Annotated in this window: 21 protein-coding genes; 10 read left to right on the top strand and 11 right to left on the bottom strand. The window is 66.1% G+C overall.

Going from position 1 to position 21,509, the window contains the following annotated elements; translation table 11 throughout:
• Positions 1-179: 179 nt before the first annotated feature.
• A complete protein-coding gene (gene pcaH, locus AAHB16_RS04865; protein WP_150374636.1) occupies positions 180-881 on the bottom strand; it encodes a protocatechuate 3,4-dioxygenase subunit beta in 702 nt (233 codons plus the stop codon).
• Positions 882-982: 101 nt separating this feature from the next.
• Between pcaH and AAHB16_RS04860 the strand changes: the two genes are divergently transcribed.
• A complete protein-coding gene (locus tag AAHB16_RS04860) occupies positions 983-1,948 on the top strand; it encodes a LysR substrate-binding domain-containing protein (protein WP_342050254.1) in 966 nt (321 codons plus the stop codon).
• 13 nt (positions 1,949-1,961) lie between these two features.
• Here AAHB16_RS04860 and AAHB16_RS04855 read toward each other — a convergent pair whose 3' ends face one another.
• Positions 1,962-2,747 (bottom strand): IclR family transcriptional regulator, encoded by a 786-nt coding sequence (locus AAHB16_RS04855; RefSeq protein WP_342050253.1) that lies wholly within the window; start codon positions 2,745-2,747, stop codon positions 1,962-1,964.
• Between the two features lie 177 nt (positions 2,748-2,924).
• Between AAHB16_RS04855 and AAHB16_RS04850 the strand changes: the two genes are divergently transcribed.
• Complete coding sequence (locus AAHB16_RS04850; protein ID WP_150377303.1) at positions 2,925-4,223, top strand: MFS transporter; 1,299 nt, start codon at positions 2,925-2,927, stop codon at positions 4,221-4,223.
• A 10-nt stretch (positions 4,224-4,233) separates the two neighbouring features.
• Positions 4,234-4,704, top strand: a complete 471-nt coding sequence (locus tag AAHB16_RS04845; protein WP_342050252.1) for a type II 3-dehydroquinate dehydratase — start codon at positions 4,234-4,236, stop codon at positions 4,702-4,704.
• Here AAHB16_RS04845 and AAHB16_RS04840 read toward each other — a convergent pair.
• The gene (locus tag AAHB16_RS04840; protein WP_342050251.1) at positions 4,699-5,754 is read right to left on the bottom strand and encodes an alpha/beta fold hydrolase; all 1,056 of its coding nucleotides are present in this window, start codon (positions 5,752-5,754) and stop codon (positions 4,699-4,701) included. The genes AAHB16_RS04845 and AAHB16_RS04840 overlap by 6 nt on opposite strands.
• A gap of 19 nt (positions 5,755-5,773) precedes the next feature.
• Positions 5,774-7,201 (bottom strand): amidase, encoded by a 1,428-nt coding sequence (locus AAHB16_RS04835; RefSeq protein ID WP_342050250.1) that lies wholly within the window; start codon positions 7,199-7,201, stop codon positions 5,774-5,776.
• A 153-nt stretch (positions 7,202-7,354) separates the two neighbouring features.
• On the opposite strand from AAHB16_RS04835, the gene AAHB16_RS04830 reads away from it, so the two are divergent.
• A complete protein-coding gene (locus tag AAHB16_RS04830; protein WP_342050249.1) occupies positions 7,355-7,930 on the top strand; it encodes a TetR/AcrR family transcriptional regulator in 576 nt (191 codons plus the stop codon).
• 17 nt (positions 7,931-7,947) lie between these two features.
• Here AAHB16_RS04830 and AAHB16_RS04825 read toward each other — a convergent pair whose 3' ends face one another.
• A complete protein-coding gene (locus AAHB16_RS04825; protein ID WP_150374629.1) occupies positions 7,948-8,910 on the bottom strand; it encodes a GlxA family transcriptional regulator in 963 nt (320 codons plus the stop codon).
• A 120-nt stretch (positions 8,911-9,030) separates the two neighbouring features.
• Between AAHB16_RS04825 and AAHB16_RS04820 the strand changes: the two genes are divergently transcribed.
• The gene (locus tag AAHB16_RS04820) at positions 9,031-9,969 is read left to right on the top strand and encodes a PLP-dependent cysteine synthase family protein (RefSeq protein ID WP_342050248.1); all 939 of its coding nucleotides are present in this window, start codon (positions 9,031-9,033) and stop codon (positions 9,967-9,969) included.
• A 10-nt stretch (positions 9,970-9,979) separates the two neighbouring features.
• Here the strand turns inward: AAHB16_RS04820 and AAHB16_RS04815 are convergent, their stop codons facing one another.
• Positions 9,980-10,900 (bottom strand): Bug family tripartite tricarboxylate transporter substrate binding protein, encoded by a 921-nt coding sequence (locus AAHB16_RS04815; protein WP_223851848.1) that lies wholly within the window; start codon positions 10,898-10,900, stop codon positions 9,980-9,982.
• A 97-nt stretch (positions 10,901-10,997) separates the two neighbouring features.
• The gene (locus AAHB16_RS04810) at positions 10,998-12,488 is read right to left on the bottom strand and encodes an acyl-CoA synthetase (protein WP_150374626.1); all 1,491 of its coding nucleotides are present in this window, start codon (positions 12,486-12,488) and stop codon (positions 10,998-11,000) included.
• Positions 12,489-12,616: 128 nt separating this feature from the next.
• Between AAHB16_RS04810 and AAHB16_RS04805 the strand changes: the two genes are divergently transcribed.
• The gene (locus AAHB16_RS04805; RefSeq protein WP_342050247.1) at positions 12,617-13,552 is read left to right on the top strand and encodes a LysR family transcriptional regulator; all 936 of its coding nucleotides are present in this window, start codon (positions 12,617-12,619) and stop codon (positions 13,550-13,552) included.
• On the opposite strand, the gene AAHB16_RS04800 is transcribed toward AAHB16_RS04805, so the two are convergent.
• From AAHB16_RS04800 to AAHB16_RS04790, 3 genes are read right to left on the bottom strand one after another with little or no spacing between them, the layout of a single operon-like run.
• Positions 13,534-14,061 carry a GNAT family N-acetyltransferase gene (locus AAHB16_RS04800; protein WP_150374624.1) on the bottom strand — a complete coding sequence of 176 codons (528 nt, stop codon included), beginning with the start codon at positions 14,059-14,061 and terminating at the stop codon, positions 13,534-13,536. The two genes, AAHB16_RS04805 and AAHB16_RS04800, sit on opposite strands and share 19 nt — an antisense overlap.
• Complete coding sequence (locus AAHB16_RS04795; protein ID WP_342050246.1) at positions 14,058-14,645, bottom strand: helix-turn-helix domain-containing protein; 588 nt, start codon at positions 14,643-14,645, stop codon at positions 14,058-14,060. The genes AAHB16_RS04800 and AAHB16_RS04795 overlap by 4 nt, the downstream gene beginning before the upstream one ends.
• Before the next feature lie 54 nt (positions 14,646-14,699).
• Positions 14,700-15,593 (bottom strand): LysR family transcriptional regulator, encoded by an 894-nt coding sequence (locus AAHB16_RS04790; protein WP_150374622.1) that lies wholly within the window; start codon positions 15,591-15,593, stop codon positions 14,700-14,702.
• A gap of 84 nt (positions 15,594-15,677) precedes the next feature.
• Between AAHB16_RS04790 and AAHB16_RS04785 the strand changes: the two genes are divergently transcribed.
• The gene (locus tag AAHB16_RS04785; protein ID WP_150374621.1) at positions 15,678-16,070 is read left to right on the top strand and encodes a carboxymuconolactone decarboxylase family protein; all 393 of its coding nucleotides are present in this window, start codon (positions 15,678-15,680) and stop codon (positions 16,068-16,070) included.
• A gap of 19 nt (positions 16,071-16,089) precedes the next feature.
• Here the strand turns inward: AAHB16_RS04785 and AAHB16_RS04780 are convergent, their stop codons facing one another.
• Positions 16,090-16,515: a hypothetical protein gene (locus AAHB16_RS04780; RefSeq protein WP_342050245.1), complete on the bottom strand. Its 426-nt coding sequence runs from the start codon at positions 16,513-16,515 to the stop codon at positions 16,090-16,092.
• Positions 16,516-16,842: 327 nt separating this feature from the next.
• Between AAHB16_RS04780 and AAHB16_RS04775 the strand changes: the two genes are divergently transcribed.
• From AAHB16_RS04775 to AAHB16_RS04765, 3 genes are all read left to right on the top strand, one after another.
• Positions 16,843-19,404 carry a DUF6531 domain-containing protein gene (locus tag AAHB16_RS04775; protein ID WP_342050244.1) on the top strand — a complete coding sequence of 854 codons (2,562 nt, stop codon included), beginning with the start codon at positions 16,843-16,845 and terminating at the stop codon, positions 19,402-19,404.
• 129 nt (positions 19,405-19,533) lie between these two features.
• Positions 19,534-20,133, top strand: coding sequence for a TetR/AcrR family transcriptional regulator (locus tag AAHB16_RS04770; RefSeq protein ID WP_342050243.1), 600 nt, complete (start codon positions 19,534-19,536; stop codon positions 20,131-20,133).
• A 95-nt stretch (positions 20,134-20,228) separates the two neighbouring features.
• Positions 20,229-21,479 carry a YbfB/YjiJ family MFS transporter gene (locus tag AAHB16_RS04765; protein WP_342050242.1) on the top strand — a complete coding sequence of 417 codons (1,251 nt, stop codon included), beginning with the start codon at positions 20,229-20,231 and terminating at the stop codon, positions 21,477-21,479.
• Positions 21,480-21,509 lie beyond the last annotated feature (30 nt).

Genomic DNA, 21,509 nt, shown 5'->3' with positions numbered 1-21,509 from the left:
CGCCGCCCCCCCCACCTGGGGGGGCGGCCGGGCCCGGGGCGGCGGCCCCCTTCGATGACGATGCGCTGGCCCGCGAGCTCGGGCGCGTCGGTGGTCAGGTCCGCGCGGTCCAGGCCGGCAAGGCCGATGTGGAGATACGGACCGACGGTTTGCGATGCGGTGGCGTAGAGCATGATCGGTTACTCCATGGGCGTGGCGTCGCGCCCACGCAAAACGATGTCGAAGCGATAGCCGAGTGCGTACTCCGGCTGCGTGGTTTCCCAGTCGAACGTGGCGATCAGGCGCTGACGCGCTTTTTCGTCGGGCACGCACTGGTAGATCGGATCGAAGGCGAGCAGGGGGTCTCCCGGGAAATACAGCTGCGTCACGAGCCGCGTTGCATAGGCATTGCCGAACAGCGAGAGGTGAATATGCTGCGGGCGCCAGGCGTTGTGGTGGTTCCGCCAGGGGTAGGCACCGGGCTTGATCGTCTTGAACTGGTAGCGGCCCTGCGCGTCGCTGATGGTGCGGCCTTCGCCCGAGAAGTGCGGATCCAGCGGCGCATCGTGCTGGTCCCGCGCATGCGTATAGCGTCCCGCGGCGTTGGCCTGCCAGATCTCGATCAGCGCATTGGGCACGGGCCGGCCGTTCTCGTCGAGCACGCGGCCCGAGACGAGGATGCGCTCGCCGATCGGGTCGCCGCCGTTGCCGACGGTCAGGTCGTTGTCGCCCTGGCGCACGAATTCGGGGCCGAAGGTCGGGCCGGTGACCTCCGACAACGATTGCGGGATCGCGACGAGCGGTTGCTGGGGCGCGCGCAGTTGCGTCGAACCGTAGGGGTCGAACCGATAGTCGGGTTGGGTGTTCCACCAGGGGCGGCGATATTGGGCAAGGCGAGACATCGCGTGGTCTCCGTGTTGTGTGGTCTGGGACGTTGGAGACTTTAAGCGCGCTAAAATTTCATGTAAATTGAGTTCTTGTCGATAAAACATGAATTTTAATTATGACAAAGGGTGAGGAAGGCACGGGGCAGCGGCTGGGGACTGCGTCGGAAGCGTTCCGCTCGCGCGTGCGCCTGCGCCATCTGCACTGCTTTGTCGCGGTGGCGCAGGCCCGCCGGCTGGGGCGCGCCGCCGAGCAACTGGGCCTGACGCAGCCCGCGATCTCGAAAACACTGAACGAGCTCGAGGAACTGGCGGGCACGCAGTTGCTGGTCCGTCAGCGGTCGGGCACCCAGCTCACGACGGCTGGCGTGCACTTTCTCGGGCTGGCGATGCGCGTGCTGGAGAGCGTCGATGCCGCCGCCGACAGCCTTGCCGGGGTAGCGATTGCCGCGGTGGAGCGCATCCGGCTCGGCGCGTTGCCCAGCATCGTGCCCGCGCTGCTCCTCGATACCGTGACGCAATTCCGCCGCGCGCATCCCGAAGTGCCCGTCGTCGTGCAGACCGGCATGAACCGCGAGCTGATCGAGGCGCTGAAGGCCGACCAGATCGACCTCGCCATTGCCCGGATGGACGACCCGACCGCCATGGCCGGGTTGTGGTTCGAGTCACTGGGACCGGAGCCGCTCGTCTTCGCGGTGCAGCGCGGCCACGCGCTCGCCATGGGGGATCGGCCGGCCATGATGGACCTGCTCGCGTGGCCGCTTGTGGTGCCGGCACAGGGCTCCATCCCGCGCCATAGCCTCGAGAGCCTGCTCTCGCGGCAGGGCTTGTCGCTGCCGCAGGGATGCCTGGAGACCGCGGACGCCTATCTGGGCCGGCTGATGACGGCGCAGGGCGAACACGTATGGGCCGCACCGCTGTCCGCCACGCGACGCGCCGTGGCGGAAGGGGAACTGGTGCTGCTGCCCGTGGATACGCACGGCACCGAAGAGCCGATCGGGCTGCTGCGCCGTGGCGACCGCACGCTCGGTCCCATGGCCGAGGCGCTGGCGGCGATCGCGCGAGACCTGTCGGCGGCGCGCTGAAGGCTGCCCGCGGTCAGGCTTTTCCGAGTGGCGGGCGAGACAGGTAGCCGGCCATATTGCACAGCTGGCCGAGCTCGTTGGCGGCTTCGCACAGCAGGGCGGACAGCGTGTGAATTCGCGCCGCCGTCAGCCGTGTCTTCGGGCCGGCCAGGCTGATGACGCCGACGCAGCGGTTGCCGCGCCTGACCGGCACGGCGACCGCGGCCATGCGCGCCGCGAAGACCTCGTCGATCATCGCGTATCCGCGCACGCGCGCCGCATGCAGGAAGCCGAGCAAGGCCTTCAGGGAGGTCGGCGCATTCGGGCCGTACTCGTTCGGTTGGCCGAAGCCCTGCTTCATGACCAGCGCCACCGCGTCTTCGTCGGACATGGTCATCAGCCACGCATGGCCCGTCGAGGTGCACGAAAGCCGCGCCGCGAGGCCCATGTCCGGGTCGTAGCGGAAGCCCGTGCGCTGCCCATCGGCTTTCGCGACCCAGATGATGGCGTCGCCGTCCACGAGGGACAGGCGTGCGAGTTCGCCGGTCTCCGCGGCGATGCGTTCGATGATGGGCTGGGCGATATCGGCGATGCCCGTCAGGCTCAGGAACTCGAGCCCATTCGATGTCATGCGCATCGAGAGGATGTAGCGGCCGTGGTCCTCCAGATGCCGGACGTAGCCGCCTTCGATGAGTTCGCCCAGCACGCGGTGGCAGGTACTGCGCGGCAAGTCGAGCGCGTCGGCGATGACCGACAGGCCGGCGCCTTCACCTTGCGACGCCAGGAAATCGAGGATCTTCAGTCCCGTCTTCAGTGACATATCTCACAATGCGGAATGGAATTCCGGTATGGAATGGGGCGGTTCCGACGGCGCGAACAATACCAGTACACGCAAGCCGTCGCAATCGGCAGCGATAACCATAACGGGGGAGACAACATGGCAGTGATCACGGAGTCCAATATTGCCGGGGCCGACACCGGCCGCGCGCAGCAGTCCATGGCACGGAGGGCCATCGCCGGCGCCACGATCGGCACCGCGCTGGAGTGGTTCGATTTCGCGCTATACGGGGTGGTGGCGGCGACCATCTTTCCGAAGCTGTTCTTTCCGTCGCTCGATCCCACCGCATCGTTGCTGGCCTCGCTGGCCAGCTTCTGGGCCGGCCTGGCCGCGCGTCCGCTCGGCGCGATCATCTGCGGCATCCTCGGCGATCGCTGGGGGCGGCGCAACCTGATGCTGATCACGGTCTCCGTGATGGGGGTCTCGTCGTTCCTCATGGGCCTGCTGCCGACCTACCAGCAAGTGGGGATCCTGGCGCCCGTGCTGCTCGTGACCCTGCGCATCGTGCAGGGCTTCGCACTGGGTGGCGAGTCGACGGGGGCGCAGCTGATGGCCGTGGAACATGCGGCGCCGGAGCGCCGCGGGATCTATTCGGGCCTGCTGGGCATCTGCTCGCCACTGAGCCAGATCCTCGCGAACATGACGCTGTTCGCGCTGGCCGGCACGTTGTCGGCGGAAGACTTCGAATCCTTCGGCTGGCGCATCCCGTTCCTCGCGAGCTTCGTGCTCGTGCTGCTCGGCATCTATATCCGCATGAAGGTCAGCGAGACGCCTGCCTTCGAGGCGCTCAAACGACAAAGCGCACAAGGCGCGCAGCAGGCCCGCCGCGTGCGCGGCGCCAACCCGCTCGGCACGGTCCTGCGGTATCACTGGAAGACCGCGCTGCGCCTCACGCTGTTCTTCTGCGGCCCGGCGGCCCTGTTCTACCTGATCGTGGTGTTTTCGCTCAGCTATCTGACGCGTAACCTCGGCGTGCCCAAGCAGACCGGATTCATGCTGCTGATGGTGGCCAACGCATGCGCCATCGCGGGCGCGCTTGCCGGCGGTTATCTCAGCGATCGTATCGGGCGGCGGCGCGCGCTGCTTCTGGGCTCGTTGTGCACGCTGGTCTGCTGCCTGATCTATTTCCCCGTGCTGAACCAGGGTTCGCTCGGCATGACGATGGCCGTGATGGGCGCGTTCCTCGGCTTCACGCAGTTTCAGAGCGGCATCCAGCCCGTCTGGTTTGCCGAGTCGTTTCCGACCGAAGCGCGCTACACGGGATCGGCGCTGTCCTATTCGGGCGCGAACCTGTTGACGGGCGGTCCGATGCCGATCGTCGCCGTGGCGCTGCTGCAGGCATTCCATGGCTCGCCATGGGCCATCGTCGTCGTGTGCGGATCGCTGAATCTGCTGTCGTTCCTCATGATCTTCATCTCCCGCGAAACCAAGGGCACCCGCCTCGAAGGCAGCCACTGAATCCTCCGACATGAAACGAAAACTCTACATCCTCAACGGTTCGAACCTGAACATGCTCGGTGTTCGCGAGCCGCATATCTACGGCACCACGACGCTGCGCGATATCGAATCGAGCTGTCTTGCCATGGCCGAGACGTTCCGGTTCGACTGTGTATTCCGGCAGACCAATAGCGAGAGCGAGCTGATCGGCTGGATCCAGGAGGCGTACTTCGAGGACGCCGCGCTCATCATCAATCCGGCGGGCTTCTCGTTCGGGCGGATACCGGTGCTCGATGCAGTGAAGCTGATCCGCCGGCCGGTCGTCGAGGTCCATATCAGCAATATCCACCGGCGCAGCGAGGAGTACCGTCATTCGTCGATCTCCGTCGCCGCCACCGCGGTGATCTGCGGTGCCGGCGCGGGCGGCTACCTGCTGGGCATCCGGGCGGTCGACGACCTGTGGGCAGCCGCCGAATCGACGAAGACCGCGGGCCAGCTATAGCTTGACGACCTGCAACACCGCGTCGGCGAACGCGCGCGGCGCTTCCTGCGGCAGGTTGTGGCCGATGCCGCCCGCAACGTCGCGATGCCGGTACCTGCCGGTGAACTGCTTCGCATACGCGGCGGATGGCTGGTGCGGGGCACCGTTGGCGTCGCCTTCGAGCGTGATGGTGGGCACGGCGATCTTCGGTGCCTGCGCCAGCCGTTCTTCCAGTTCGTCGTACTGGGCTTCGCCTTGCACGAGTCCCAGCCGCCAGCGGTAGTTGTGGATGACGATGGCCACATGGTCCGGGTTGTCGAAGGCCTGCGCGGTGCGCTCGAACGTGGCGTCGTCGAACGCGAATCGCGGCGACGCGTTGCGCCAGATCAGCTTGTTGAACGCGTCGCGCTGCGCCGCATACCCTTGCGCGCCGCGCTCGGTGGCAAAGTAGAACTGGAACCACGCCAGCCATTCCGCTTGCGGCGGCAGCGGCTTGCGGCTGGCTTCCTGGCTGCCGATGAGGTAGCCGCTGACCGATACCAGACCCAGGCAACGCTCGGGCCATGCCGCGGCGACGATATTGGCGGCGCGCCCGCCCCAGTCGAAGCCGGCGATCACGGCCTTGTCGATCTTCAGCGCATCCATCAACGCAATGACATCCACCGCGAAGATGGACTGCTGGCCGTTGCGTGGCGTGTCCGGCGACAGAAACCGCGTCGAGCCATAGCCGCGCAGATACGGCACGATGACGCGATAGCCCGCGGCCGCGAGCATGGGTGCCACATCGGCGTAGCTATGAATGTCGTGCGGCCAGCCGTGCAGCAGGATGGCGACCGGTCCGTTGGACGGCCCCAGTTCCGCATAGCCCACGTTGAGCGTACCGGCATCGATCTGCCGGATCGGCCCGAGCGTATCGGTGGTGCGCGATCGCTGCGCGCGAGCCTTGCCCGAAGCGGCCAGCGTTGCCGCGGCGGCGCGGTCGATCCCGGCCAGCTCGAAAAGCGTGAGTCCGGCCAGCGCCGACGATCGGTAGAGCAGGCGGCGGCGGAGTGAATCGAAGAGATTCGACATGTCTGGATGCCTCCGCGGATCAGCGACGTTTGGCGATGGCCGACAGGTCGGGACGCGCCTCGCGAACCGGGCTCACGCTCTCAAGCCGAGCACCCAGATGCAGCAGCGTGGATTCGCCGAGCCACGGTCCCACCAGTTGCACGCCCACGGGCAGCCCGTCACGGCTGGTGCCGAATCGCATCGACAGTCCGGGCAGGCCCGTGACGCTGAGCGGCGCGGTCGCATCCATGACGTGTAGCGACGATACGGTTTCACCGCCGATGACGAACTCCGCGGCGTCGTGCGTGTGCGCCGGCACGGGCGTCACGGGGCAGAGCAGCGCGTCGTAGCGCTGGAAGTACCGGCTGAAGCCGTCGCGCATCCGCTCGATCTGCTGCTCGGCCAGCACGAAGTCCTCGATGGACGTATCGGGCGTGTCGAACACCGCCTGCGCATGCTTGAAGATCTTGTCCTCGTGTCCGGCCGTTGCCTTGCGGAACGCGGGCTTCGTTTCCATCGCCTGGATCTTCCAGAGCAGGTCGAGCGCGTTGATCTCCTCGAGTACCGGAATCCGCACGGGCTCGACGATCACGCCATTCCCCTGCAACGCCTCCGCCGCCGCGCGAACGGTTGCCGCGACGTCGGCGTCGATCGGACCGAACCCGGGCTCCACGAGCCAGCCCACGCGAAGCGGACGGCCGGGCGTCGGCATGCGTCCGGCATCCAGCGCAAGCGGGCTGGTCGAATAGCCGTCCTCGCCATCGGGGCCGGCCAGCAGTGTGTACGCAAGCGCGATATCGCGAATGGAGCGCGCCATCGGCCCCACATGCCAGAAGCGGCGAGGCTCACGCGGCCAGATGCCCGTCATCGGAATACGCCCCTGCGTGGCCTTGAATCCCATGACGCCCGTCAGCGCGGCCGGGCCGCGAATGGAGATCGCGACATCGGTGGACAGGCCGATCGGCGCCATGCCGGCGGCGATCGCCGCGGACTCTCCACCGCTGGACCCGCCCGGCGTGCGGTCCAGGTTCCACGGGTTGAGCGTGCGTCCCGACAGCAGGTTGTCGGTCTCGATCCAGTAGGAAAACTCGGGAAGATTGGTTTTGGCGATCAGGATGCCGCCCGCCTGCTTCATGCGCGCGACGGTGGTTGCGTCGGTATCGGGAATGCGTCCCTTGAAGATCGGCGAGCCGCGTTGCGTCAGCACGCCGGCCGTGTCGATCGCGTCCTTGACCGTGAAGGGCACGCCGTGCAACGGCCCGAGTTTGTCGCCCTTCAGGACCGCGGCCTCGGCGGCCCTCGCGGCTTCCATCGCGCCATCCGCGAGCGTGACGATCGCATTGATCTGGGGGTCCACTGCGCGGATGCGGTCGAGATGCGCCTGGACGACCTCCACCGGCGAGATCTCCTTGCTGCGGATGCGTGCGGCGAGTTGCGTGGCGTCTTGGAAGATAAGTTCGTTGCTCATGGCTTGCTCTTGCAGGGTTATGGAGTTCAACAAACTTCAGTCGCTTGGCCAGAGTCTACCGAACGTTTGTTAGGGTCGAAGATTAGGCGTTATACTTCGCCTCGTCAACACCCGAATCGGGTCCGGCAATCAAAAAAATCTTCGAGGTAGATCGTGCAAAACCAGGCCAGCACACATTCCAGCGACAGGATCCTGGCTGTCGCCACGCAGATCGCACAGGCTCATGGCTATGGCGGTCTGAACCTTCGGGCCCTTGCCGAAGCCGTCGGCATCAAGGCCGCCAGCCTCTATCACCATTTCCCGAGCAAGGCCGACCTCGCCGCCGCGGTCGCCAAGCGCTACTGGGAAGACACGGCGGTGGCGCTCGATGAGCTGTCGGCCAAGACGCCGGACATGGCGGACCGCCTGCGCAAGTATCCGAGCCTGTTCCGCAAATCGCTCGAGAACGACAATCGCATCTGCCTGTGCAGCTTCATGACGGCGGAGTACGACGACCTGCCCGACGTCGTGAAGAAGGAGGTCCAGGCGTTTACCGACGTCAACGTCGCGTGGCTTGCCAGGACACTGGCGGACGCGGGCATCGTCGGCGCGAAGGATGCGAAGAAGCGCGCTCACGCGATCTTCGCGGCCGTCGCGGGCGCGCAGCTGATGGCGCGCGGCCGCGCCGATATCAAGCTGTTCGATACGTTGATCGACAACTACCGGGCAGCGGGGCTGCTGCCCGCGTAAGGTGATGTCCGGGCCCGTCAGCGCTTCGCCGCGCGCATCGCCCTGACGCCCTGACCCAGCTTCCGGCGCAGCAACGTACGGAGCGTTGCCGCGTCGGCATACCCGACTTCGGAAGCGACGGCTTCCAGCGGCTGCCCAGCCGAGATCAAATGGCGCGCACGCTCGATGCGCAGGTCCTGAACGAACGCGAGCGGCGACTTGCCCAGAATCGCCTCGGTTCGCCGCTGCAAGGTCCTCGGGTGGACAGCCAATGCCTCTGCGGCCGCATCGAGCGAGAAACCATGGGGCAGGTTCTCGCGCGTCCAGCGTTCGAACTTCGATATCAGCGGATCGGTGTGCGCCAGATGGTCGGGAATGATGTAGTGCGCCTGCGATGCGCGCTGATCGATCAACATGAAGCGGGCCACGAGGTCAGCCAGTTCGGGCGATACGCGGCGAACCAGCCAGAGTGCGAGGTCGAGGTGCCCCATGGCCGCGCCCGCGGTCACGACCTGCCCGGACTCGACCACCATGCGCGAGTCGTCCAGCGCGACGCCGGGATAGCGCTGCCGGAAAAACGGCGCGAGCGACCAGGTCGTGGTCGCCTCGCGGTCGTCCAGCAGCCCCGCTTCCGCCAGCACGAAGGTCCCGATGCAGGCGCCCGCGACATGGACGCCGGCCGCGTGGCGCTGCCGCAGCTGCGCACCCGCTTCCCGAATATCTCGCGCCTGCAGGCGGGCGGCAAGTGCATCCGCCTGCTTGGCATTGAGCGCGGACACCACGATCCAGTCCGGATTTCGCACGGCATCGAGGCGCGCGACGGTCGCGCTGAATCCCAGCGCGGTACGAATGCGTTTGCGCAATCCCGCGAGCGTGACGTCGAACGGCACGTTGGCGAATCCGTGCAATGCAGCGAGTTCGTTCGCCGCGGCCAGCGTGTCGAGCAACACGGTCATGCCGGAATCGAACACGTCGTCGAGCGCGAGAACGACCACTTTCATTGTCAGTATCCGGGTGTCGTAAATGATTCGATTAATGTCATTTCCGACTATAGCTTCGGCGGCGTCCCGACGTCTAGACTGCGAAGCCATTCAACGTCTGACAAGGACAACAGCGACATCATGACCGCCGCACACCGCACCATTCTCGATGCCATCGGCAATACGCCAGTCCTGCCATTGCGCAACGTCGCACCGCGCGATGGCGCGCGCATTCTCGTCAAGCTCGAAAGCCAGAATCCCACCGGCAGCATGAAGGACCGCATTGCGATGGCGATGATCGACGCACCGACGCGCGATGGCCGCCTCAAGCCCGGCGGCGCGGTCGTCGAGTACACGGGGGGAAGCACCGGCGTGTCGCTGGCGCTCGTGTGCGCCGTCAAGGGCCATCCGCTTCATCTCGTATCGTCCGACGCGTTCTCGAAGGAGAAGCTCGACCATATGCGCCTGCTCGGCGCGCGGCTCACGATTATCCCGAGCGAGAACGGCAGGCAGACCGAGGCGCTGACCAGGGCCATGATTCGCGAGGGCCACCGCATTGCGGGCGAGATGGGCGCGTATATCACCGCGCAGATGGAGAATACGGATCAGCTCGCGGCCTACACGGCGATGGCCGACGAGATCTGGGAGCAGACGGGCGGCCGCGTCGATGGATTCGTCGGCAGTGTCGGCACGGGCGCGTCGCTCCGCGGAATATCGGCGCGGCTGCGCGAGCGCGATGCGCGGATTTGTATCGTTGGCGTGGAACCGGCCGAGTCGGCGGTGCTGTCGGGCGGTCCCACCGGTGCGCACAAGATCGACGGCATCGGTGCCGGCTATGTGGTGCCGCTCTGGCATGACGGCATCGCCGACAGGCTGGAGCCGGTCTCCACCGAGGAGGCGCGGGCCATGGCGTTCCGCCTGGCGGCGGAGGAGGGCCTGTTCTGCGGAACGTCCACCGGCGCGAACGTCACCGGGGCGATCCGTCTGGCGGAGCGGCTCGGCCCCGATGCCACCGTCGTCACGATCATGTGCGATACCGGCATGAAGTACCTGAAGACGTTCGCGCAGTCGATGGACTAGCGCGCGCCCGTCAATCGAGCGAGATATGGTTGGCGCGGATGACCTTGCCCCATGTCTCGCGATCGGTCGCCACATAGCGTTCCACTTCCGCCTGCGTGCGCGGCGGCTGGACGACCAGCCCGAGCGCGGCGAACGTGGCGCGGAACTGGGCGTCGCCGAGTACCTGCGTGGCGGCCGTTTGCAGACGCGTCACGACGTCGGGTGGCGTCTGCGCGGGCACCGCCAGTCCGAACCACGTGGCCGCATGGAAGTCGGGATAGCCGCTCTCCGCCATGGTCGGCACATTGGGCAATACCTCGAGCCGCGTACGCGAGGTCACGGCAAGCGCCTTGAGCTTGCCCGCGCGGATATGCGGCAGCGAAGTGCTGACGACATCGACCATCAGCTGCACGTCGTTGGCCAGCAGCGCGGACAGTGCGGGCGCGCTGCCGTTGTAGGGCACGTGCGTCATGTCGATGCCGAGCTCGGTCTTGAGCATCTCCGTGGCCAGTTGCAGCGGATTGCCCAGCCCCACCGACGAGTAGTTGAGCTTGCCGCCGGCCGCCTTGGCGTAGCTGGCGAAGTCGCGCGTGGTGGACGCCGGCACCTGGTTGTTGGTCACGATGACGAGCGGCACCTCGGTGCCGATCAGAAAGACCTTGAAGTCCTTGGGATCGTAGCCCGTGCGCTTGTAGAGCATCGGGTTGAGCACCATGCTCGCGCTCGACGCCATGATCATCGTGTAGCCGTCCGCCTGCGCGCGTGCCACGCTCTGCGTGCCCACCATCGTATTGGCACCGGGGCGGTTCTCCACGACCACGGTCTGCCTGAGATCGCGCGACATGCCTTCCGCGAGTGCGCGGCCGAACTGGTCGGTCGAACCGCCGGGCGTGTAGGGCACCACCAGCTTGATCGGGCGGTCGGGGAAGGGCCCGGCATGGGCCGGCATCATCGTGAAGGTGGCGGCGATGATCGCGCATGCGCGCAACGCATCCGCCGCGGTGCTGCGGAACAGGGTTCGTGACATGTTGTCTCCTCTTTCTTGTTTTTTAAACGCGGCGGGTCCGTCCGGCCCAGTGTTGGTCGCGCAGTCTGCGTTTGGCGAGCTTGCCGGTTTCGTCGCGCGGCAGGCTGGCAATCTCGATCGTGCGCGGCACCTTGAAGCCGGAGAGCCGCGCGCGCAGCCATTCGGTGACGGCCGCGGGATCGATCCGCGTATCGGGCATCGGCTCGATCACGCCGTGCAATCGCTCGCCATATTCGTTGTCGGGCACGCCGAAGACCGCGCAATCGGCGACGCCCGGATAGCGGACGAGCTGGTGCTCGATCTCGGCCGGATAGATATTCACGCCGCCCGAGATCACCATGTCGGACGCGCGATCGCAGATGAACAGATAGCCATCGGCATCGACGTAGCCCATGTCGCCGAGCGAGATCAGTCCATCGCGGTCGATCGCGCGGCGTGCGGCGTCGTTGTTCAGATACGTGAAGTCCGGATACGCGGGCTGTCGCACGTAGACGAGGCCGACTTCGCCCGGCGCGCAGGCATTGCCATCCACGTCGAGGATGCGGAGCTGCGCGGCATCGACGGGACGTCCCGCGGTGCCGGGTCTTGCCGCGGCATCGGCGGGCGTGGCCACGGTCACCATGCCGGCCTCGCTCGAGGCGTACGTTTCGTGGATCACGGGGCCGAGCCAGTCGAGCATCGCGCGCTTGACCTCGGGCGCGCACGGCGAGCCCGTGGATGCGACGAATCGGATCGACGAGAGGTCGTATCGCGCGCGCACATCGGGCGGCAGCTTGAGCAGGCGCACATACATGATCGGCACGAGGTAGAGCACGTCGATCCGATGCTGCTCGACGAGCGCGAGCACCTGCTCTGCATCGAAGCGCGCGGTAAGCACCAGCCGTTCGGCCATCTGCAGCGCCTGCTGGATAAACACACCCGGCGCGCTGTGATAGAGCGGGGCGGACATCAGCGCGCGGCAGCCGGGCACGATGCCGATGGACTGGGCGACCACGGAACGCATATTCGCAAGCTGACGGTCGGCGTCATCGAGCGGCACGGGGTTGCGCAGCACGCCCTTGGGCCGGCCCGTGGTGCCCGAGGTATATGCGAGATGGCCGCGCGGCGCCACACGCGGGCCATCGTAGGGCAGCTGTGCGGCAAGCCATGGCTCGTACTCGACGGCATCGGGGTCGGTGCCGCCCACGGCAAAGACCGCGACGTGCGCCGGCACCGCGGCGCGGACGCCTTCCAGCAGATCCGCATGCACGAGCAGCACGCGCGCGCCGCTGTCTTCGAGGATGAACTTCACCTCGGCCGTGGTGAAGTGCCAGTTGATCGGGCAGTAGTAGACGCCGGCGGTGCGGCACGCGGCGATCACGTCGGTGAACACGGGATCGTTGCGTAGCAGGAGCGCCACGACGTCGCCCTCCGCCAGTCCCAGCCGGCGCCATCCGCCGGCGAGCCGTTCGCCGCGCGCGGCGATGTCATGGCCTGGGCGATGCAGCGATTCGAACCATAGGTCTGCGGGCATCCGCATGTCTCCGTTATGCCGGTCTGACGCCGGCGATAGGGAAATGTAGCGGGGGCAATCCCGCATCGACAATGGGGCGGCCGCGCACCACAATGTTGCGTATTACGTGACAATGCCCCGTTCGTTCCATGGACCTCCACCTGATCCAGTCCTTCGTAGAGATCGTCGATGCCGGCACGCTCGCGGAAGCGGGGCGCAGGCGCGGGGTCACACGCTCGCAGATCAGCCGCCAGCTGGCGCAACTGGAGGCGCAGGCGGGCGCGCAATTGCTGCGGCGAACCACGCGGCGGCTGGAGACGACCGAGGCCGGGCAGACGCTGTACGCGCATGGCGTGCGCATGCTCCAGGAAGCCGTGGCGGCGCAGGCCGAGATCGACAGCCTTGGCAAGACGCTGCGCGGCCATGTGCGCGTCAGCGTGCCGACGGGCCTCGGCGATGCCTATATCGCGCCGCTGCTGCTGGACTTCGCGGCGCGGCACCCGGGTATCTCGTTACGCGTGTTCTTCGCCAACCGCGTGACGAACCTGATCGCGGACGAGATCGACGTGGCACTGCGGGTGACCTCGAACCCGCCGCTGGATGTGGTGGCGCGCGAGGTGTGCGCAACGCCGTGGCGATTACTGGCGTCGCCCGACTACCTTGCGCGCATTCCACCCATCGAGACGCCGGCCGATCTCGCGCATTGCCATTTTCTTTGTCCGCCCTATGCATCGCGCCGCTTCCGGCTCGTTGTCGAACGCGCGGGCGAACGCGTGACCGTCGATATCTCGCCGCATCTTCAGTCCGAACACTTTCGCTTTCTGCTGCGCGCCGCGCAGGCGGGGCATGGGGTCGGGTTGCTGCCTGCTTATGCGGGATGGGAGGACGTGAAATCGGGCGCGCTGGTGCCCGTGTTACCCGACTGGGAGCCCGAGGGGCTCGGGCATCATCTGTACATCATCACGACACCGAACCTGCATCCGTCGATGGCGACGCGGGCGCTGATCGCTTACTTGCGTGAAGAGATTCCGAGGCTGGAGGTGTTCGATACCAGCCCAAAACCCGATCAGATCTGCTTGCAGTAGAACGTCGTCCCGCAGAACTCGCCGGTCGGCATCAACGCGTAGTTCGGCACATCGCCGACGCGCTGCCAGCCCACGCCCCGATACAACCGTTCGGCATCGCCACCGGTCACGGTATCGAGGACGAGCACCGTCTTGCCTGCCTCGCGCGCGGCCGCTTCCGCGGCGATCATCAGTTGCCGGGCCACCCCCTTTCGGCGGGCGCGCCGGTGAACGAGCATCTTGGCGATATCGGCGCGATGCGGCTGGTTTTCCGGTTGTGCGGTGACGACCTGCACCGTGCCCGCGATCTGCCCGGCCTCGTCCTCCGCAACGAGCAATATGCGCCCGCCTTGTGCGACATCGGCGGCGACGTGGCGCCAGAACGCGGTGGCCTTGTCGCGTCCGATGGGCAGCATGAAGCTGACCGACGCACCTCCTTCGACGCAGTCGATGAGGACATCCGCGAGCCCGTCCACGCAGGCCTCCGCGTCGTCCGCACCGACGCGCCGTACGGTCACCTTGCCGATCATCCGTTTCCCCTGAGGTTGTTGTGCATGTTCGCGAGCGCGACGAGATAACGCGCGGGCTTTCTGGTTGGATTGCAGAACGTGATCGGCGCGTCCAGGCGCATGGTCAGGCAATCGCCGGTTTCGAGCCGCCAGCGGTCGTCGCCAATGGTCATTTCCATGGTGCCCTCGATAATCCAGACCTGCTGATGCACCTCCGTTTCGCGCGCGCCGGTCTCGTACGTGACGCGCTGGCCGGCGGGAAAGCTGACTTCGACCAGCTGCATGGGGGACGGCGCGGCGGACGACAGATTGCGCCGGACGTATCCCGACGCGGGATCGATCCAGACGACCTGCTCGCCGGCACGCGACATCGGAGACGGTTCCGCGGCTTCGGAGGGCGACTGCTCGAATAGCGAGGCAAGCGTGACGTTCAGCGCGGCGGAAAGCTTGTCGAGGACGGAGGCGGTCGGGCTGCTCTGGCCGCGCTCGATCAGGGAGATGGCGGAGCGGCTGACGTTGCTGCGCTCGGCCAGCGCGTCGAGCGACCAGCCTTGCGCATCGCGAAGTGCTTTGACGCGGCGCGCGATGACTGCGTTGATATCCATCTTCCAGAATAGTAGATGCAATATCCCGTAAACTAGAATGATTGATCGGGCTTGTCAACGATCGATGCCTGCCGCGGACATCGCGGCTGTCAGGACATCGCGGATGTCGGGCCGATCCTCGGGCGAAGCGAGCCCGATGCCCACCGAGAGCGCCTCGCCCTCGGCCAGCGTCCGGTAGACGACGCCCACCCGCCTCAGCGCGGTAAACGATTTCGGCAGCAGCGCGATGCCGCGTCCATTCGCAACCTCCCCAAGCAGGACGTGCTGGTCCGCTGGCTCCCTGAGCATCGGCGGCGCGAACCCGTGGCGCGAGAACACGGCCTGGCAATGATCGTAGAAGGCCGGTTGCCGCGCGCGCTCGAACCAGAAGACCTTTTCCCGTTGCAGATCCGCAAGGGCGACGGTCCTGCGCTTCGCCAGAGGATGGGCCGAAGGGATGGCGACGATCATCGGCAGTCGATCGAGCTCACGGACGTCCAGCCCATGCGCGTCCGTCGGCAATGCGATAAACGCGGCGTCAAGCTTGCCGGCACGCAACTGGCGGATCAGCCGTGGCGAGGTATCGGAGAACGTCGATACGACCGTTTCCGGGTGGCCGGCTTGCACGCGCTGGGCCAGTCCACGAAACCAGGCGGGCTCCACGGCGCTGGTGAAACCGAGCCGCAGCCTGGCCGGCAAGCCTTCGGCCGCGAGCGCGGCTTCGGCCTCGCGAAGGAGTTTCGCGACATTGCGCGCGTAAGGGAGGAGCTTCTCGCCGGCAGCGGCAAGCGTGACACCCTTCGTATTGCGGTCGAAGAGCCGCGCGCCCAACCGCTCCTCGAGCTCCCGGATCGCGCGGCTCAGCGGCGGCTGAGAAAGATGGAGCCGCTCCGCCGCCTGGCGAAAGCTCAGTGTTTCCGCGACGGCGAGAAACAGCGAAAGGGATCGGGAATCGAGGCGCTCTGACATACCAAAAAGGTATCACGAGATCGGTCATTCCGCATCGTTTGGGCGGGCCGTACAGTTGTCGCACCAACACTTGTGGAGATCGTCATGAGCACCGAACGTTATGAGCGCGGATTACGCATGCTGGGGGCCGTCGATGGCGAGACGGGTATCGCGGTCGTCGATACGCTCGCCAAGACCTTTCCGGACTTTGCGCGCTATATCGTCGAGTTTCCGTTTGGCGATATCTACGCGCGGGAAGGGCTGGGCTTGCGGGAACGCGAGCTGGCCACGGTCGCGGCGCTTTGCGCGCTCGGCAATGCGGCACCGCAGCTACGTGTGCATGTCCATGCCGCATTGCATGTGGGCTGCACGCCGGGGGAGGTGGTGGAAGTCGTGATGCAGATGGCGGTTTATGCGGGGTTTCCGGCGGCGCTCAATGGACTCGCCGTGGTGCGAGACGTGTTCGCGGAGGTGGGGATAGCACTGCCGCTGGACTGAGCCCCGCGGCAGACCCGGCTCAATGCTCGGCCAGTTCCCGCTCGGCTTCGTCCGCCAGCACGACAGGCGTCGTATCGGTTGCCGCGCTCGCGTTGCCGGCGTCGGTGAGGAGGTCGCCAAGGCCGATATCGATCGTGATATTCGGCGTCCAGTTCTTGCGATCGGGGCTGACCTCGGCAAAGGCAGTCACCGTGGCGGTGTAGCCCTGCGCCCTGAGGTCCTCGGCCAGTCGCTGGGCGCGCGGTTCCAGCATGGCCTGCGGATTGTCGTCGTTGATCTCGAGCACGAGCTTGGTCTCGAACTCTTCCTTGCCCCGCTGGATCGCCGTCTGCATCGCCTTGAGCTGCTTGTTCGCGAGCGCGACGAGCTTGCTGTATCGGGATTCTTCCTGGCTGGCGCGCAGTGCCTTGGCAGCGTTGATGATTTCGGTGCGATCCACGAACATGGTTGCCTTTCGACGTTAGAGAGAAGAAGGGGAAAGAGAAAGAGAGAAAGGGAAAGAGCGGAACTGAGCGATAAGTAGATACTGTATAAATATACAGTATCGTTCATATGGCCTGCAAGGGGATTCATTTCAGCAGAGTGCGATTGAACGCGAGGGGCGGGGCGCGCATAGTCCGGGCGGACGTCAAAGGAGCGACCTATGCCCATCCGATTGAAGCCCTTGCACGCATGCCTGCCCGCGCTTGCGCAACGCGATCCTCATGCTGATCCCGGTTCTAACCGCCGCCGCAGGCGATGGCATCTTCTCGCGAGCCTGTCGATAGCCCCGGTGTTTGCATTCCTGTCGATGGGGAGCGCGAGCGCGCTCGATAACGACGGCAATCCCAGCTGCGGCGATCTGCGGCCCGGCGCGACGGTCCGCGGCACGTTCAACCTGCCGCGGGGCAACGGGCGGGGTGGCATCATCAACAGAATCTATCCCGCTTACTACATCGTCACGCCGCCCTCGGTGGAGATTGCCCGGCCGCCGGAATCGAATTATTCCTGGCGGCAATTGAGCTATACCTGCGACCGCATATGGATCGGAAAAGAATTCAGGGTCCACGTCTGGATCGATGAAATCAGCATACTGGCGCCGCCGGCGGAGAGCGAGGATGTCAGTTGCAAGGTCGGGAATACCTGTGCGGTCGCATCGGGGACAAAGGTCCAGGAGGAGACCGACTACGCGGCCCCGGACCTGCCGTCTGCCTTGACGCTGCGGCGCACCTATCGTTCCAGCTATCTCGCACCGCAGCTCGGCACGTTGGGGCCCGGCTGGATGCACGAATGGCAAAGACGGCTCGATCTCACGCAATACCATGCGAAAACGCCAGCGCTGACCTGGGTGCGCGGGAACGGCACGACGGTCGCGTTTGCGTTCGACGATGGCAAATGGACGGCCACCGATGGCTCCGGCGCGACGGTGACGGCCGTCGCCGGTGTGGGCGGCGCGAAAGACAGATTCCGTCTTGCCGATCGGCACGGGACGCGCACGGAAGACTACGACACACTCGGGAATCTCGTCCATGTGAAAGACGGCAGCGCGTGGGTGGCGCTCAGCTATAGCGATCGCGATACGTCGAAGGACGTGGCCCCGCATGCGGCGCTGCTCACCGAGATCCGCAACGACGCGGGCCAGTCGATGCGGTTCTCGTATTCCTGGAGCGGTCTGCTCAAGGAGGTCCTGCTGCCGGACGGGATGACGCTGAAGTATGGCTACAGCACGAAACGCATGCTGACCAGCGTGACCTTTCCCGACGGCGCCGAGCGCAAGTACCACTACGAGATCTTTGAACTCCCCTGGGCGTTGACTGGCATTACCGACGAAAAGAACACGCGGTTTGCCACCTATGACTATGACGCGAATGGACGTGTCATCAGTACGGAGCATGCGGGCGGCGTCGACAAGTTCCAGCTCGATTTTCCTGCCAGCGGACGGACATCCGTCACGACCGCGGATGGGCGTACGCGGACCTTTATCTCCGAGAGGCAGGGCAGAGCCATGCGCATCACGGGCGTGACCGCGGCGTGCCCCGCCTGCGGGCCGCTCGTAAAGGCGGTCACCTACGAAAGCACGGGGCGTGTCGGGAGCAAGGTGGACTTCTCGGGCAACGAGACCCACTACAGCTATGACGGGCTTGGGCGGGAGACGCGGCGCATCGCGCAGTACGGCACGGCCCAAGCCATGACCACGACCACCGAGTGGCATCCGGCGTTCGGTGTGCCGGTGAAGATTGCCGAGCCGGGTCGATTCTCGTCCTACCGTTACGACAGGCTCGGCCGGCCTGTCGGCCATGCAAGGTATGCGACCGGCGATGTCGCCGGTGGCATGGGCACGGCCGTCACGCCGGCCGGCCCGGTGACGAGCACGGAATGGACCTACGGTACCGACGGCCAGCGGTCGGTAACGACCGTGCACGTCGATGGGGTGTTGACCGGCCGGTGGACCTACACCTACGACGAGACAGGGCGTCTGCAGACCATTACCGACATGGCTGGCCGCGTTGCGCGCGCGACGCGGTACGACGCCGCCGGAAGGCTTGTCGAGGGCGTCTCGCTCGATGGCGAAAAGCTGGGATATGAGTTCGACGCGCGCGGCAGGATGGCGCGCTTCACGGTCGATGGGCGCGCACTCGCGTACGAGTACGACCCGGCCGGTTTCCTGACCGATGTTCGGGGTCCCAACGACTATCACCTGCGATACACGTATGACGCGGCGCATCGCCTGACATCGATCGCCGAGCCGCCGATGCCCGAGCGGCCCGTCGATACGTCGAATCCGTTCCGCCGGCCAGTCCCGGTCGCTGGATCCGGGTCGGCCGCAGGTTCCGACTCGACCGCTGGTTCCGAACCAACGGCCACTCCCTGGCAAACGATGTGGCTACGGTTCGTGCGCTGGATCTTCTCGTGGATCACGCCGGCCCGGGCAACGGCGTCCGTGCCGCGCGCGATCCCGGCGTGGCCCTCGCAGAGTCAGGCGCCGAGCCATGCTCAATCCATCGAGGACGAGCTGATGGGCAGGACGGAGAATCCGAATGCGATGCTGGGCGCGCTTGACCGTTCGCTGCGGGCGCTGGCCGCGCGTGGTGCCGACGCGGCGTCCTGCGAAGAGGAGCCGCGATGCACCGAGGCGCGGCGCGAGGCGCAGACCGCGCATCACACGCTCACGACGCGGCGGCTGCCGCAGTATCTCGGCGGGATGAAGGACGCGGGGCACCGGCAGGCCATCGTGCAGACGCAAAACCAGCTTCAGCGCGCGATTCGCGAGATCAGGCAGTATTGCATCGCGTCGCCGCTGGAATTGCCCGAATGGGAACGGGCGGCGAACCAGGAGGTGCCCATCCTGCACTGAGCGCCTTCGACAGGAACACCCGTGGGCCGGTCTTCGAGATGTGCCGATTCCGGCGGGCTTGCGTTTTGTAGCACTCGATCTATAATCGAGCCTTCGTTACGTATCAAGCGCTACAAAACGGCGAACGCAATGGCCAGACCTCGACAATTCGATGAGCAAGCCGCCTTGATGGCCGCACAGGACCTGTTCTGGGCCAAAGGCTATCAGGCGACTTCCACGCGGGAGTTGACCCAGACCATGGGGCTGACGCAGCCGAGCCTGTACAACGCCTTCGGGGACAAGCGGTCGCTGTTCCTGCTCGCGCTCGACGACTACCTCAACCGCACCATGCGCGAGCGGATTCGGCGGCATGAGGGCGCGTTGCCGCCGGGGCGAGCGCTGGTCGCCTATATCGCCGAAAGCATTGCGCTGTCGCTCGCGGATCCCCGGCATCGCGGCTGCATGCTGATCAACGTCGCGCTGGAAGCGTCCGAGGACGATCCCGAGTTCAAGTCGCTGATCGCCACCGAGCTCGACCAGCTGCGAGCGTTCTTCGAGCGGTGCATTCAGGCGGGCATCGCCTCCGGCGAAGTCGTGACCGCGCTGGCGCCCGAGGATGCTTCCGCGCAGTTGCTCGCCACCCACTGCGGCATGCGCGTGCTGGCGCGCGTGATGCCCGACCCCGCATTGCTGCGCGCAACGATGAAACCCGCACTCGCGATGCTCGGGCTGGCGTTGCCCGACTCATGACGCGCTAGCGCCCCCCTAAGACACCCACGAACGCATTACGGTCGCCCACGGCTCACTGCCCGGGCGTGGCGGCCTGCATCCTCAGGAGTCCTCCCATGTCACAAGATGCCACTGCAATGGCGCGCCCGAGCCGGTTCCCGCTCGATGCCCGCACGCTGTACGCGGCGATGGCCGGTCTATGCGCAAGTCTCGTCGCCATCGGCCTCGCGCGTTTTGCGTACACGCCGCTGATCCCCACGCTGATTCACGAACACTGGTTCTCGTCGTCGGCCACCGTCGCGCTCGGCGCGGCGAACTTCGCCGGCTATCTGGCCGGTGCGATCTACGGGCGCGCCATTGCGTCGAAGCTCGGCAATCGTCTGTCACTGCGGCTGTTGATGCTGGTCGCCACGGTGGCCTTCTTCGCCTGCGCGTACCCGCTCTCCGTCAGCTGGTTCTTCGTCTGGCGCTTTCTGTCGGGGCTTTCGGGTGGCGCGATCATGGTGCTCGTGGCCACGGCCGTGCTGCCGCACGTCGTGCCGGAACGCCGCAGCCTCGTGAGCGGGATGATCTTTCTCGGGCTTGGGCTCGGTATCGCGGCATCGGGCACCGTCGTGCCACAGTTGCTCAAGTTCGGGCTCGTGCAGACATGGTTCGGCCTCGGCGCGTTGTCGCTGGCGCTCACCGCTTTCAGCTGGTTCGGCTGGCCCGCGACCGATGTCCCGCATGGGGCGCCCCACGCCGCCAGTGCGGCCGGACACGTCTCGCATCTGGAGACGCTGAAGACCTACCGCCAGCCGCTGCGCGTGCTCGCCGTGCAATACGCAGCGAATGCGCTGGGTCTGGTGCCGGCCATGGTGCTGCTCGTCGACTACGTGGCGCGTGGACTCGGGCAAGGGACCGCAGTGGGCGCGAATTTCTGGGTGCTGTACGGCGTGGCGGCCATCGCCGGACCGCTCGTGAGCACGTCGATCGCGCAGCGTATCGGCTATCGCAACGGGTACCGCGTGTCGATGGTGGTGCAGGGACTTGCCGTGGCGTTGCTCGCGGTGTCGGGCCATACGGTGGCGCTCGTGATATCGACGGTCGTGCTGGGGCTGTTCACGCCCGGCATCGTGCCCGTGGTCCTCGGCCGCATTCAATCGATGATGCCGCACGACGCGCATGCGCAGCGCATTGCCTGGAGCCGGACGACGACGGCATTCGCGTTGTTCCAGGCCGTCGCGGGTTATGGGTACTCGTATCTGTTTTCGCATACGCACGAGAACTATGCACTGATCTTTGCCTGCGGCGCGGTGGCGATGGCCGTCGCGTTTGCGGTGGACTTCCTCGTGCGGGAGCCGGCTCCCCAGCCGGCCAGCGCCTGAGGTGTCTCCTGCAGAGATTTCCGTGCATCA

Origin of the sequence: Cupriavidus sp. OTU4054 (genome assembly GCF_038440175.1) — a bacterium.
In the GTDB taxonomy this organism is placed as follows: domain Bacteria; phylum Pseudomonadota; class Gammaproteobacteria; order Burkholderiales; family Burkholderiaceae; genus Cupriavidus; species Cupriavidus pauculus_D.
The sequence above is the reverse complement of the archived record's forward strand: the minus strand, read 5'-3'. Positions and strand labels throughout refer to the sequence as shown.